The organism is Fuerstiella marisgermanici, from assembly GCF_001983935.1.
Lineage (GTDB): Bacteria > Planctomycetota > Planctomycetia > Planctomycetales > Planctomycetaceae > Fuerstiella > Fuerstiella marisgermanici.
Window position 1 is genome coordinate 4,793,795 of the sequence record NZ_CP017641.1, and the last position, 13,846, is coordinate 4,807,640.

The following is a 13,846-nucleotide window of genomic DNA, read 5'->3' on the forward strand; positions in this document are numbered from 1 at the left end:
TTCCGTGCCGGTACAGGCAGAAACTGGGGATTGTTACACAACGCTACTTTCGGGCAGTGCACGGGAGCCCCCATTCTGCATTGCCACGCAAAGCGCAAGGGATCATCGAAAGAGTCAGGCAGTGCCAGGAGGCATTTCCACCTCCGCTTTGACGGGGCGTCTTCCGACCTTGACCAGCATTACTCAGCGGCGGCCGCTTCTTTGCGTTCTTCGGCGGCAGCTTCGCGCTCTTCCACTTCTTTTACGGCGTTGATGCGGCGTTTCAGAGTTCGCACATCGGCGTCCAGACTGCGCCATTTGGGATCAGTTTTTCGCTTGTCGGCTGGAACTTTGTCGGCGTCCAACTGCTTTTCCCGCGCCGCTCGCTTTTGTTCGGCCAGCTTGACTTGTCGTTCGATGCGTTCGCGGTCCATGGTACAGCTACGTTATTCTGAGGATTGGGAAGACTGCCAGACCGCGATTCGGGTCGGCGTGTCAAAATTGAAGGCGGGCATTGTGGCAACATCGAACCGCTTGTTCAACGTGAAAATCAACGTTTCGCCGCATTCCCGACTTTGCCGCGAATTCTGCTATCATCCGCCCATCAACCTCAGAAACCCGTTCAGGAAGAAAACGTGTCTCCGCCGTCCACTTCGCCGCACCAAAGTCGCCTCCAATTTGCACTCGATGTCACTGAAAAGGCCACCAAACTGATTCTTGGCCACTACCAGTCCCAAACGCTGGGAATCGAATCCAAAGCCGACGATTCGCCAGTCACCGTGGCGGATCGAGGTGCGGAAACGCTGATCCGAGACGCTCTGGCAGAAAAATTCCCCGACGACGGAATCCTGGGCGAGGAATTCGACGACGTCGCTGGCAGCAACGGCTACCGCTGGATTCTGGACCCAATCGACGGCACCAAGCCGTTTATTTACGGCGTGCCGTTGTTCGGAACGCTGGTCGGCATCGAATTTGAAGGTCGCATGGTGGCCGGAGTTTGCCGCTTTCCAGCCTTAAACGAAGTCGTCTATGCCGCAGAAGGGGACGGAGCGTGGTGGCAAATCGGCGATGGCGAACCCGCGAAGGCAGCCGCTTCTACAGAAACCGACATTGCTCAGGCACGCCTGATGTTCACGGAGCCGACGGGGGATCTGCGGTGTGGTCGAGGCGACGTGTTGCCGAAGTTTCTGAAACAGGTGCGGATCGCCCGCGGCTGGGGCGACTGCTATGGCCATATGTTGGTGGCCACGGGCCGAGCCGACATCGCGTTGGATCCGCAGATGTCACCTTGGGACATCGCCGCCCTGATCCCCATCGTGCGAGAAGCAGGCGGCAGTTGCACAGACTGGAAGGGCAACGAATGCGTCACAACCGGCGACGGCGTTTCGATCGCGCCCGGTCTGAAGTCCACAGTTCTGGAAATGCTGCGTGACGCGCCGCCGCTGACAACGGGTTAGCTTCCCCGACGGCAGCGGCTTGATCAAAATTGCAGCACCAGCTTTTGAGTTTCCTTCAACGTGCGCGAACGAATGAATACGGTGTCTCGCACGGTCGCATCCGCACTGACAATCGGAACTACAAATCTGGCGTAGCCGTTGTTGATGGGAAGAGCTCCCTGCATGGAACCAGGAATCGGCTTACGATAGCCGTCGCTGCCCACCACCACGCCCTGCAAGTCCGACAGATCGTAGCGTTGAATATTCTTCGGCAGCCGCACCTGAATAATGATCCGATACGGTTCGCCGGCTTTGGGTGTCGACGGTTCGGTCCAGACAGAAAAACTGCCTTCCGAAACCGCTGACGGCGGCGCGGGGTTGTAGTCTCCAAACGCAGACGCAGCCGCCGACTGTTTAGCAGCACTGTCGTTACTGCTTGAAGCACTGCTGGATGATTCCGGCGGCGGATCGGTGGCCACTTCGCTGACGAGGTCCGGATTCAACTCCAGCTTTTCCTCTTCCATTTCCGTGACGTCCGGTTCCTCTTCAGGCATGGATTCCGGTTCGGCTTCCGGCTGAAGTTCGGGCTCCGGCGATACGACTTCGAAGGTGGCAACTTCTGTTTCAACGGTCTCAGCGAACGTTGCGTCGATCAGCAAACTGACCGCGTTTTCCGGCCCATGCACCACGATGGCGGCCATCAGCAGGAACAGCAACCAGTGAACGTAGAATGTTGTAAACCACGTCGTCCAGCGATGATTCGCGACCACTCGCTTAAACCATTCGCGATACGTTTCTGGTTCTGGCGGCGGAGGATCAATCACCTGAAAGTCGCCCACCGCAGCGCTGGTGAGCGACTTTGACGCGACAACTCGCCCATCACCCGACGCCGTTTTCTTGCGCTCAGTCTTTGTCGAAACCTCAAAGGCGGCGAAGTCAGTCGCGACGGCCGCAGGCGCATGTCGCGCTGCAGACGTTTTGCGACTCGCGCGCCGTTTGGCGTCGCGGTCCTTACTCGACCGACTCGATTCAAGGTAAGCCGGCTTGAAGTCGGCTTCAGAAAACCGTGGCGCGGTGGTCGCATCAGTTTTGCCAGCCGGCTTGTCCGAGGCCGAAGAATGGTTCGTTTTTGCGCTGGCGGCCAGTTCTGTAACCGTCAGCTGCACGACGGCTTGTTCGGCTCTTTCCGCCACGATGTTGCTGCGGATTCGTTCTAGCCGGCGGCGACGCTTTTCTGCGGACAACCCGGTCTTTGGCGTGAGTCGATTCAGCCCACCGCCGGTATTCGCGCCTTCTCTGTGTGATGAAGTGTGACGCGACGAACGATCTTTAACGGGCTCCTGTGCAAACAGCATGTCAACATCTTGAGTTCTTGACTGGATCACGGCAATAGTCCTTATTGCGAATGGCTTTGACGTCTTTATCTGCGCACAAAGGTAAATTCACGCGAACGGCGAATACCTTCGGGGAGCTTCCGGAACTGTTTGGCGATTCGGAATCGACGCACTTCGTCCGGCGAATCCAGAAACACAATTACCAGGTGATACACACTGCCAGGTATTGAATCTTCGTTGCCAAAGTTCACTCGCCCGGCAAACGCATTGCCGCGAGCACCCACCATTTGCTGCACCCACCAGTGGTCGTCGGGAAGGCCGGACCGCACCAGCGCAATCGGAAATCCGGTCGTGCGTGTCACGGCAACAAGGTTTTCAATTTTTGAAACGGGTCGCGATTCCAGCGGCTGCTGCAGGATGATGTCCACGACTTCCGCCGGCGTTTCTTCGCCCAATCCGGGAGCGAACGGGTTAATCATTCGAGGGCTCTCAATGACCGGTGCATCCTGAGACGGCGTGACCTCAGTCTTGTCCGGCCGGCGTGAACGACGGCGACGTGATCGACTTTCCGACGTTGCTGATTTCTCATCACCCTGCCGAACACCGACGTCGTCAGAACGAGGTGCGGCTGGCGACGTGACGGTTTTTGATGAGCCGCCAAGATTGCTGGCAACCCCGCCGACCATCGACAAGTGTCCGGTGGCATCAAATGCCGACGGTGGGCTGATTTCTGGTTCTACAAACGGTTCTTCGTCGGCATCGTCTTCCGCCATCACGACGTCTTTCGCAGAAGCCACGACATCGGCGGGTGCAGTTCGATCCTCGACATCGGCGTAAGTTGGCAGAGGCAGGTCGCTGTCGAATGGTGATTCGATGTTCCGCTCGGGTGTTGGTGTCGGAACATGCCCGCCGCCGGTGTGCTTTGATGAGACCGCATCAGCAGCAGCCATCGCCATGACAGCGTCGGTGTCAGACTGCTTCTGCGGCGTGGTCGGTCGCAGATAAGTCGCCGTGCTGTCGGACGTAGTTGACGGTGTGTTCAAAACCGGAGGCAACGCTGCCATCCGCGTATCCGCTTGCGGCGGAACCACGGGCGGCCGCGCAGGCGCCACAACAGCAGGCGATGATGGCGGCGGAACGGTAACTGAAGCTGGTGGCGAAGCGGTATTCGCCATGACGCTGTCGAAGTTTGCGGATGCGTCGACGGAACCATGGACAGTGGCGTCAAGCACAATATTCGACGAGTCTTCGGCCAGCAGTGCGTCGAGTTCCCGATCGGCTGGGTCTTGTAGACACAGCAACAGGCACAGCGGCGCGATCGTCATAAATACGACGGCCAGTCCTGTGATATGTGGGTAGTATTTAGGCTTCAACAAAACAGGCCCTTCTTCCGAGTTCGCTTTCACAATGGGTGAAATCACTCTGGGCAACAATACCCGCTGGTTGCCGTGCTTCCGTAGCTAAAGCCCGCCAATCGACTCGTTTCGCCTCAGATGCGGCCGGTCCGCGAAACCACGAAGTCCCTCCGCATTACCGCGAGTCTTCCGCCTGTAGCGACGATGCGGGGGCGGGGCGGCCCGCCAGCCGGTTAGAGCTGACGCTCTGAAGAGAAGTTGGCGTTCCCGTTGGTCACTTGCCGGAACGGGTCAGCACTGGGGGGGGAATCGATGCCACAACCCGCGACCAACGGGAGCAACGCCGGCGATTCAGCCTTCGCCCGGCTCACCTGCCAACCACTCAAACCGCCCGCCGGTGCGTACCGGCACCGGTTAGAGCTGACGCTCTTAAGAGGAGTTGGCGTTCCCGGTGGTCACTTGTCGCAACAGTTCAGCGCTGGGGAAAATGATGCCACCTCCCGCGACCAACGGTAGCAACGCCGGCGATTCAGCCTTCACCCGGCTCACCTGCTCCCCACGCCATCCGCCTGCCGGGGCGGCCCGGCACCGGTTAGAGCTGACGCTCTGAATAGAAGTTGGCGTTCCCGATGGTCACTTGTCGCAACAGTTCAGCGCTGGGGCAGATCGATGTCACAACCCGCGACCAACGGGAGCAAAGCCGGCGATTCAGCCTTCGCCCGGCTCACCTGCCAACCACGCAAACCGCCCGCCGGGGCGGCCCGGCACCGACAAAGGCGGCGATGGCTTCTAGATTTTTGGCGTAGGTGCGCATGTCGATGACAGGCAATCGTTCGGGCTGATGCTTCATCTTTCCTGACTCAACCCACGCACCGCGGTCGTCAAGCTGATCGATCGCCTGTTGCGCCTTTTTTTCGACCGACGCTGTCAGCTTTACCGGACGGCTTGGTTGAAACTCAGGCCTATCCCCCGCCGCCACAGACTTTTGCAGCTTGTTTAACTGACGTTCCAGCGAATCCAGTTTGGAACCGACCTTGAAGGCGTAATGAGTCGGCATGTCGGCGTCGCTGTCGGTCAGCTTGTAGTCCACGGTAAAATACAGCGGCCGATTTGTCTGCAGTTCGTAAAACCGAGCCAGCCGGCCGTCGGGGAGAAGCGATCGGCGATAGTAGTCGATCGCGGCCGGCAGAGTTTCGATAAACTTTTCTTTGCCGGTGTATTCGTAGAGCTTTAACAATGACCTCATGACCGTCTGTGATTCGCCGCCCGTGATTGAAGCTGGTTCAAACTTGCGTGCCCACGCGGGATGCATGTCGCGGTTGTATTGTTGAGCCCAGCCGGGCTGCGGTTCCGGCATTTGAGCCAGCAGAAAGAAGTCGCCCGTCTTTTGTGCCGCTTGAAAACAATCGTCGCGGTCATAGATGCGATTCGCTTCCAGCAGCATGTCGATGATTCGCGACATGTTGCTGTCATTAAGAGTGTAGTAGCCGACGTAGTTCTTCTTCGGATAGGTTCGCGACCAGGTCTTGGGGTAAGACGCTTTCAACACCGGAAACTGTGCCGGATCAGGCGGCTCAGAAAACTGCTGCGGCCATGCTCCGTTGGGATACTGCGATGCCAGCATGTGTGATAATGCGTACTCAACGGCTTCATGAATTCTTTCATCCTGAAAGTCCAAAGCCTCGTCGACATGCATCAGCAGCGTCACGGCCGATTGACTCTTGTTATCGTCAAACGTGGTGTAGTTCCTCTTACCACGCGATGCGCCGTCGACGCGATAGGCGTATCGGCCACGGCCCGCGGCACCAAGTTCAAACGAAGAACTCCATCCGCCAGATTCCAACTGGCTTCGCACCAGCGCGTCGGCGACTTCCACGGCGGCGTCCAGGCAGGCTTTGTCGCCCGAAAGTCGCCATGCTTTGAGATGGGCTTCTCCGACAAACGGCGTGCCCGGTGGTTCCGTCCAGCCGCTGGTGCGAGTCGCCGGCTCTTCGCCCTCCTGAGCGGAGAAATCGGCGGCGTACCGATACAGGTAGGCTCCTTCGTACCCGACCTTGCTGCGGTAGAAGTCGATGACTTTGTGCAGCACATCAGTGGCATCCGACTGAGTCAACGACTGAGCGGCAGCGAATGGAGAATGCAGTAAGACGAGCCCCAGCAGGAGATGTTTCATAGCAGGTGACTCCGTGGTTTTTCGTGAAGAAGATCCGGAACCTTTACGATGGCCATCCGAGGCGTTCGTACAGAAATTTACGATTCGTCAAACGCCTTCGTGATTTCTGTAATCGCCTGCTTGCCGTCGCCGAACAGCATCAATGCATTGTCGGCCGCAAACAGCGGATTCGCGATGCCCGCAAACCCGGGACTGAGGCTGCGTTTGACGACAACGACCGTGCGAGCCTTATCGACGTCGATTATCGGCATGCCGGCGATCGGACTGTTTGGGTCTGTGCGAGCCAGCGGGTTGACCACATCGTTGGCGCCGAGAACAATTGCGACGTCAACCTGGTCCATCATCGAATTCACTTCTTCCATTTCTTTCAGGCGTTCGTAGTCGATGTCTGCCTCGGCCAGCAGCACATTCATGTGTCCTGGCATACGGCCCGCCACCGGGTGAATGCCAAACTGAACGTCGATGTCCTTTTCAAGAAGCTTGTTCGTGAGATCGCGGACTGCGTGCTGCGCCTGAGCGACCGCCATGCCGTAGCCTGGCACAATCACAACCGTCTGAGCGACCTCAAGCATCATCGCGACTTCGTCAGCCGACGTGGATTTGACGTTCGCGTAGACGTCGTCGTCAGACTGCGAACTTCCGCCAGACTGCATCGTGCCAAACAACACAGCCCACAACGAACGGTTCATCGCGTCGCACATGATGCGAGTCAGAATCAACCCCGATGCTCCGACCAGCGAGCCCGCGATAATCAACAGATTGTTGTTCAGCACGAAGCCTGTCGCAGAAGCTGCCAGTCCGGAATACGAATTCAACAACGCAATCACGACCGGCATGTCGGCACCACCAATCGAAATCACCAGCAAAATCCCCAGCCCTGTCGCCAACGCAGCCATTAACCAATACCAAAGATTGGCGTGCCCCGGCTGCTGCACGACCAGAACGCCAACACCAATCGATGCGAGCGCCAAAACCAGATTCAGAATCTTCTGACCAGGAAATGAAACGTCCTTGATGAACTTCAGTTCCTGCAACTTCGCGAAGGCAACAAGACTTCCTGAAAGAGTGATCGCGCCGATCAGTCCGGACGCTGCCGTGGCTGTCAGCACATCTGAAAAATGATCTCCGCTGGCCAGTCTCGCTGCGAATTCGTTGCCGGCAAGATACGCTCCCGCGACTAACACGGATGCTCCGCCACCGAGCCCGTTGAATAGCGCCACCAGTTGCGGCATCGCGGTCATTTCAATCTTCAATGCCAGCACAACACCAGCGGCCGATCCGATTGCGATGGCAACCAGAAGCCCGGTCACGCTGATGACGTCCTGATGCAGCATCGTCACAACGACAGCGATAAACATCGCCAGCGCACCGATCAGGTTGCCTCGCACGGCCGTACGAGGCTTTGTCAAACCCTTCAGCCCGATCACAAACAGAATCGCGGCGACAAGGTAAATCAGGTCAATCAAATCGGGCTTCAGGGACACAGTGAATGTTCCGTTTCAGGAAATGACGCGAAGGTGGACTGGCGATTCAGACGTGGCAGAAAGCCGCAGTGCGGTGGAGGGCTATTTTCTGGATTTGAACATCGCCAGCATGCGATTTGTGACCACGAAACCGCCCACGACATTCATAGTGGCACACACCACGGCGGAGAACCCGAGCACGCTGGCCAGAGTTCCGTTGTTGCCGCCTGCTGCCAAAATTGCACCGACCAAAGTGATACCGGAAATTGCATTCGACCCCGACATCAACGGTGTGTGCAGCGTGGGCGGAATCTTGGTGATGATCTCCACGCCGAGAAAAACGGCCAGAGCGAACACAGTTAGCAGGAGTATCAAATGAGACGCACTGCCTGTCGCGGCACTGGCGGTTGTCGCGGCTTCAGCAATCTTTTCAGCCGTGCCGTTCGGATCGGCGGTGGCGGCCTGCAGGGCGAATGAAAGAATAGACATGAAACTGTGGCTTCAAGCGATAGACGAAGGAAACACGAATTAGCGATTTCAAAGTCTACAAAGTGCCCGAAGAATGACAAACCGCCGCGCACACAGACGTCCCAGCGACAAAAAATGGAGGATCAGATTCACGACGGCTTCAAAACCACAAACGAAGTCGCAGCTTTCAGCTCGACCACCGTGAAACGTCGGCGCACGCTGGCCGATGACACCTTCGGTTAACTATCCTGTAGCCCCGTTCCGCTCGCGTTCCGCTAAGAGATTGTGGAATGCCCCGGCCCTCCTTCACCTGCCTGTAGAACTCACCTTGTACCATGCCGATTACCATTGCCGATATCCAGGACGTTCAACGCGCGGAAACCGTGATTCGGCAGCATCTAAGTCCGGTGCCGCTGGTTCGGTCGTGGGCGCTGGAGCAGGAATTAGGACTGTCCGGCGACCGGCGAGTCTGGTTGAAGGACTACGGATGGACGCCGGTGGGGTCCTTCAAGCTGCTCGGTGCTTTGAACTGGGTCGCGAACAACGAAGAAGCCATCGGCGACCGCCCCATTGCCGCTCATTCGTCCGGCAATTTTGCATCCGGAATTTCCTTTGCCGGACAGCGATACGGCAAGCGAGTCATCATTGTGATGCCGGATACCGCTCCTGAAGTGAAGTTTGCTTTGACACGTTCGTTTGGTGCCGAAATCCGCACATACAACATCGCTCGCGATTTTGAAACGGGCGAACGCGACAAATTGACTTCCGAAATCGCCGACACCGAAAACGCCGTACAGGCGTCGCCTTACGATGATCGCTGGGTGATTGCCGGCAACGGTGTGGGCGGGCTTGAGATTGTCGACGAACTGCAGCAACAGTCGCGAAGCCTGTCTAAGTTTGTTTGTCAGGTGAGTGGCGGCGGGCTGATGGCCGGACACTGCCTGGCGATTGCCGACGGCTTTCCGGATGCTTCAATTATCGGCGTCGAACCCGAGGGCGCAACCGACTTCGCTCAATCGCTGCAACAGGATCGACGAGTTCGCATTGATCGGCCGACCAGTATTTGCGACGGGCTGTTGTCCTACGACGTGGGTGCTCAAAACTGGCCAATTCTGAAGAAACACGTCAGTTCAGCCGTCGGCGTACCAGACTCAGAAACGCAGCAAGCCATGAAGTGGCTCTACAAAAAGCACGGCCTTCGCACGGAACCGTCCGGAGCCATCGGCGTCGCAGCTCTATTGTCCGGAAAGGTAAAACCAGACGGCGAAGGCGACATTGTCGTGGTTGTCAGTGGCCGCAATGTCGACGAACCTCAGTTCCGCGAATGGATCGCATAACGAAGCGATTCACCCTCACACTTTTGCCGGTGTAATCGCTCGGATTCACGCTGGTTTGTCTTCCCAAAATGGATGCTTGCCAGGCGTGCGATTTTGCCTTATCTGAGAGACGGCCACAGCCCTCTGAAACTACTGTTTTCATTGCGTGAAACAGGGGCGTGCGAATTGTGAATCCGGTTCCGTTTTGCTATACTCGCCAGTGGCATTTGCGGCTCCGTAAATTCATTTGCTGCATAGACTTAAGGAGAATTCAGGTTGTCTACAGACGATCCTTCCGGCGAGATTTCAATTCCTGACGACCCGCGCATTCAGCGTACCGATATTCGGGAGGAAATGCAGAACAGCTATTTGACGTATGCGATGAGCGTCATCATTAGCCGAGCACTGCCTGACGTCCGCGATGGATTGAAACCTTCGCAGCGCCGCATCCTGGTGGCGATGAACGATCTGAATCTCAGCCCGGGTGGCAGCCGCACCAAATGTTCTAAAATCGCTGGCGAAACGATGGGTAACTATCACCCACACGGCGACGGTGCGATTTATCCAACGCTTGTACGAATGGCTCAGGAATGGGCCATGCGAGAAATGTTGATCGACAAGCAGGGCAACTTCGGTTCACTCGCCGGTCTACCTCCGGCCGCCATGCGATACACTGAAGCTCGACTGGGCGGTGCTGCGGCCGAACTGCTACGCGACCTTGATCGGCAAACGGTCGACTTCGTGGCGACTTACGATCAGCAGCGTCTGGAACCCGTCGTCCTGCCCGCTCGGTTTCCGAATCTTGTCGTCAACGGGTCGACGGGGATCGCCGTCGGAATGGCGACCAGCATTCCGCCGCACAACATGTCGGAAGTATGCGAAGCCGTTAAACAGATCATCGACAACCCGGATCTGACGCTGGACGAACTGCTGGAAGTGTTACCCGGTCCCGACTTTCCCACCGGTGGCATTATCTGTGGCCGCATGGGCGTTCGCCAGGCGTACATGACCGGACGCTCAACCATCACGCTGCGAGCTCGCACGCACTTCGATACGGAAAAGAACAGCGACGTGATTGTCGTGACCGAGATCCCGTACATGGATACTCGCGACCGTATTCGTGAAAAGCTGGAGATCCTTGTTCGTGACGAGCGCATCAAAGGCATTGCTCGAATTGTCGACCTGACTGACCGCACCATTCCTTCGTGGCAGGTGCGTCTGCACATCGTGCTGAAGCGAGATGCCGACAAAGACGTCGTGCTGAATCAGCTGTATCAGTTTTCACCGCTGCAGACGACGGTCAGCATGATTCTGCTGGCACTGGACGGAAACCGACCTCAGCTAATGACGATGCGTGGCATGCTGGATGCCTTCATTCGTCATCGCGTCGAAGTCATCCGCCGCCGCACCGAGTTCATGCTGCGAGAAGCTCGCAAACGCAAGCACACGGTCGAAGGTTTGCTGCTGGCTCAGGTGGACATCGACCGAGTCATCAAAACGATCCGCGATTCTGCCAGTCGATCTGCCGCCAAAGAAGCGTTGCAGAAGATTCCCATTCCCGCCGAAATGGTGGCTCGCGCCCTGGGCGAAAATGGGTTCGCAGAATATCAGCGCGAACAGGGAACGGCGGAAGAGTACTTCCTGTCGAACAATCAATCGGAAGCGATTGTGTCGATGCAGCTGGGTTCGCTGGCGAATCTGGAACGCGAAAAGCTGCAGGGCGAACACGCTCAACTGCTGGAAAACATTGGCGAATATCTGCACCTTCTCAGCGACGAAGCTCACATTCGAGCCGTCATTCGCGAAGACATGGAAGAACTGCAGGCGAAGTACGGCGACAAACGACGTACGGATATGTCGCTGGAAGAACTGGGCGATTACGACAAAGAAGCGTTGATCGCAGAAGAATCGATGGTGGTGACGTTGTCGCGTCGCGGCTACATCAAACGCACGCCGCTGGCCACGTATGAAGCTCAAAAGCGAGGCGGCAAGGGAATCAAAGGCGCGACGTCGGACGACGAAGATGCCATTGAGCATCTGTTTGTGTCCAGCACGCATAACTTCCTGCTGTTCTTCACCGATCGCGGCAAAGTGCATTGGCTGAAGGTTTACGATCTGCCGTTGCAGGCTCGTACGGCCAAAGGTCGAGCCCTCGTCAACGTCATCGCGTTGGAAGAAGGCGAACGCATTTCCAACTGCTTTAGCGTACGAGAATTCCCCGACGACAAGTACCTGATGATTGCCACTCGCAAAGGCATCGTGAAAAAAACCGCACTTTCGGCGTACGGGCGTCCCATGAAAGGCGGCATCATCGCGATTCGCCTGGATGACGACGACGCTCTGGTTGACGTGCGAATTCTGGAAGGCGATCAGGACGTTGTGATCAGCACGTCCGGCGGCATGGCCATTCGCTTTAATCACGAAGACGCCCGGCAAATGGGCCGAGCGACTCGTGGCGTGAAGGGCATTAATTTGTCCAAGGACGAAGAAGTCGTCGGCATGGTAGTCGCCGAACCAGACAAGACGCTGCTGACGGTCTGCGAACTGGGCTACGGCAAGCGAACTCCGTTCGGGCCGGGCGTGGCCAACGGCGATGACGAAGATGGCGATGGCGAAACGTCCACCAGCAGCAGTGCTCAATACCGTCGTCAGAAACGCGGCGGCAAGGGCTTGCGAGACATCAAGACCACAGCTCGTAACGGCAAAGTGGTCGACGCGATGGCCGTGCAGGACAACGACGAAGTCTTAATCGTCACCGCCAAGGGCAAGATCCAGCGCGTGCGAGCCGCCGACATCAGCACGATCGGCCGTAACACTCAGGGTGTACGCATCATGCGTTTGGACGAAGGCGATTCGCTGGCGTCCTGTGCCGTCATTGCCAGTGAGGACATCGAAGAAGCGGCAGCGAAGGCGGCCGAACAGGCGGCGGCCGCTGAAGCGAGTGCGAAAGAAGCGGACGAAGCAGCCGCAACGGTTGAAGGTCAGGCTGGTGCAGAAGCGCCTGCTGCTGACACAACATCACCGGAATTGGCAGAAGATTCCGACGCCGACGACGCTGCTGATGTCGGCGAGGACGACGACGCGTAGGGCGGAAATCAGACATCTGCCCCCGGACACGTGTGCCGGGGGCAGATTTCAAATAGCCCAACATCTGGCGGCGCCGCCAGCTTGCGGCCCCTCTTCGGCTTCGACGGCAGTAATTTCCAACAATTCGGTGATTCCGCAACACTTAACGCGTTGCCGCGGTGTTTAACTGGTCACGACATTGGTCGAAGTATCCCGTCTAACCGCGATTCGCACACCGTTAAGGAGTTACCTATGAAGACAACGAGTTTACTGAGAATTTCGTCAACCGCCTGCCTGGCGGCCATGCTACTGACTGCTGTCGCTGAAGCTCAACCCGGCGGTGGGCGTGGCGGCCGAGGTGGTGGTTTTGCAATCAGCAAAGCCATGCTGTTGGCATCAGAAGACGTGCTGGACGAACTGAAAGTCGACGAAACTCAGGCAACAACCATCAAAGCGGCCGTTGAGGCTTATCAGGCCGAACGCCGCGAATCGCGTCCGGACCGTGATGCGTTCGAAGGTAAATCAGCCGAAGAACGAACCGCGATGTTCGAAAAGATGCGCAAGGAAGGTGAGGAACTCGCGAAAAAGACGGACGAAATGCTGACGACGCTTCTGGAAAAGGAGCAAGTCGCTCGTCTGGACCAGATCGCTCTTCAAGTGAAGATGCGTTTTGGCCTGACTCGCGAACTTAAGAGCGACGAGATGCGTAAAGCGCTGAGCATCACTGATGAGCAGATTGCCAAAATCGAAGATGCCGAAAAGGCGTCTGAGGAAGCATCGAGCAAACTACGCGAAGAAATGGGAGCCATGTTTCGACGTGGTGGCGGGGACGGCGAGCGTCCAAGCCGCGAAGAGATGCGAAAAGCTGGCGAAGAAATGAACAAGAAGCGGGAAGCCCTCCGCAAAGAAGGCGAAGCCAAAGTCATGGCTTTGCTGAAGGACGACCAGAAGGCGAAACTGAAGGAACTGACCGGCGAAGACTTTGAGCTCGATATGCAGGGACTGATGCGAGGCGGACGTGGTGGCTTCGGTGGCGGTCGCGGTGGATTTGGCGGCGGCGATCGACGTGGTGGCGGTGAAGGTCGACGCGGAGGCGGTGACCGTGAAGGCGGCGGTCGCCGTGGCGGCAACCGTGAGCGACCACCAGCAGACTCTGACGAAGCTATCTAGAGCAGTTTAGCTTTTGTCGTGGACGGTTCGGGCTCGTGGCAAACAGCATTGATAGCACGAAACGCTTGTTCCGCGGCCACAAGTCA

Annotated in this window: 10 protein-coding genes; 4 read left to right on the top strand and 6 right to left on the bottom strand. The window is 57.3% G+C overall.

From position 1 onward, the window contains the following. Positions 1-179: 179 nt before the first annotated feature. Positions 180-413 (bottom strand): hypothetical protein, encoded by a 234-nt coding sequence (locus Fuma_RS17880; protein WP_077025327.1) that lies wholly within the window; start codon positions 411-413, stop codon positions 180-182. A 201-nt stretch (positions 414-614) separates the two neighbouring features. Here Fuma_RS17880 and Fuma_RS17885 point away from each other — a divergent pair, with 201 nt between their 5' ends. Continuing rightward, on the top strand, positions 615-1,436 hold the full coding sequence (locus Fuma_RS17885; protein WP_077028387.1) for an inositol monophosphatase family protein: 822 nt from the start codon (positions 615-617) through the stop codon (positions 1,434-1,436). Between the two features lie 23 nt (positions 1,437-1,459). On the opposite strand, the gene Fuma_RS17890 is transcribed toward Fuma_RS17885, so the two are convergent. From Fuma_RS17890 to Fuma_RS17910, 5 genes are all read right to left on the bottom strand, one after another. Continuing rightward, positions 1,460-2,800 (bottom strand): hypothetical protein, encoded by a 1,341-nt coding sequence (locus tag Fuma_RS17890; RefSeq protein WP_145944236.1) that lies wholly within the window; start codon positions 2,798-2,800, stop codon positions 1,460-1,462. A gap of 35 nt (positions 2,801-2,835) precedes the next feature. Beyond that, the gene (locus Fuma_RS17895) at positions 2,836-4,125 is read right to left on the bottom strand and encodes a hypothetical protein (RefSeq protein WP_145944237.1); all 1,290 of its coding nucleotides are present in this window, start codon (positions 4,123-4,125) and stop codon (positions 2,836-2,838) included. 703 nt (positions 4,126-4,828) lie between these two features. Further along, positions 4,829-6,277, bottom strand: a complete 1,449-nt coding sequence (locus Fuma_RS17900) for a pectate lyase (protein ID WP_077025330.1) — start codon at positions 6,275-6,277, stop codon at positions 4,829-4,831. A 77-nt stretch (positions 6,278-6,354) separates the two neighbouring features. Beyond that, positions 6,355-7,755: an NAD(P)(+) transhydrogenase (Re/Si-specific) subunit beta gene (locus Fuma_RS17905; RefSeq protein WP_414655208.1), complete on the bottom strand. Its 1,401-nt coding sequence runs from the start codon at positions 7,753-7,755 to the stop codon at positions 6,355-6,357. Between the two features lie 87 nt (positions 7,756-7,842). Then, positions 7,843-8,115, bottom strand: coding sequence for an NAD(P) transhydrogenase subunit alpha part 2 (locus tag Fuma_RS17910; RefSeq protein ID WP_077028388.1), 273 nt, complete (start codon positions 8,113-8,115; stop codon positions 7,843-7,845). Positions 8,116-8,543: 428 nt separating this feature from the next. Between Fuma_RS17910 and Fuma_RS17915 the strand changes: the two genes are divergently transcribed. The 3 genes from Fuma_RS17915 to Fuma_RS17925 all read left to right on the top strand — a co-directional run bounded on the left by Fuma_RS17915 (position 8,544) and on the right by Fuma_RS17925 (position 13,760). Then, positions 8,544-9,545: a threonine ammonia-lyase gene (locus Fuma_RS17915; protein WP_077025332.1), complete on the top strand. Its 1,002-nt coding sequence runs from the start codon at positions 8,544-8,546 to the stop codon at positions 9,543-9,545. 255 nt (positions 9,546-9,800) lie between these two features. Beyond that, entirely contained in the window at positions 9,801-12,611 is a 2,811-nt protein-coding gene (gene gyrA / locus Fuma_RS17920; RefSeq protein WP_077025333.1) for a DNA gyrase subunit A, read from the top strand. A 231-nt stretch (positions 12,612-12,842) separates the two neighbouring features. Further along, on the top strand, positions 12,843-13,760 hold the full coding sequence (locus Fuma_RS17925; protein WP_077025334.1) for a Spy/CpxP family protein refolding chaperone: 918 nt from the start codon (positions 12,843-12,845) through the stop codon (positions 13,758-13,760). The last annotated feature ends 86 nt before the right edge of the window (positions 13,761-13,846 follow it).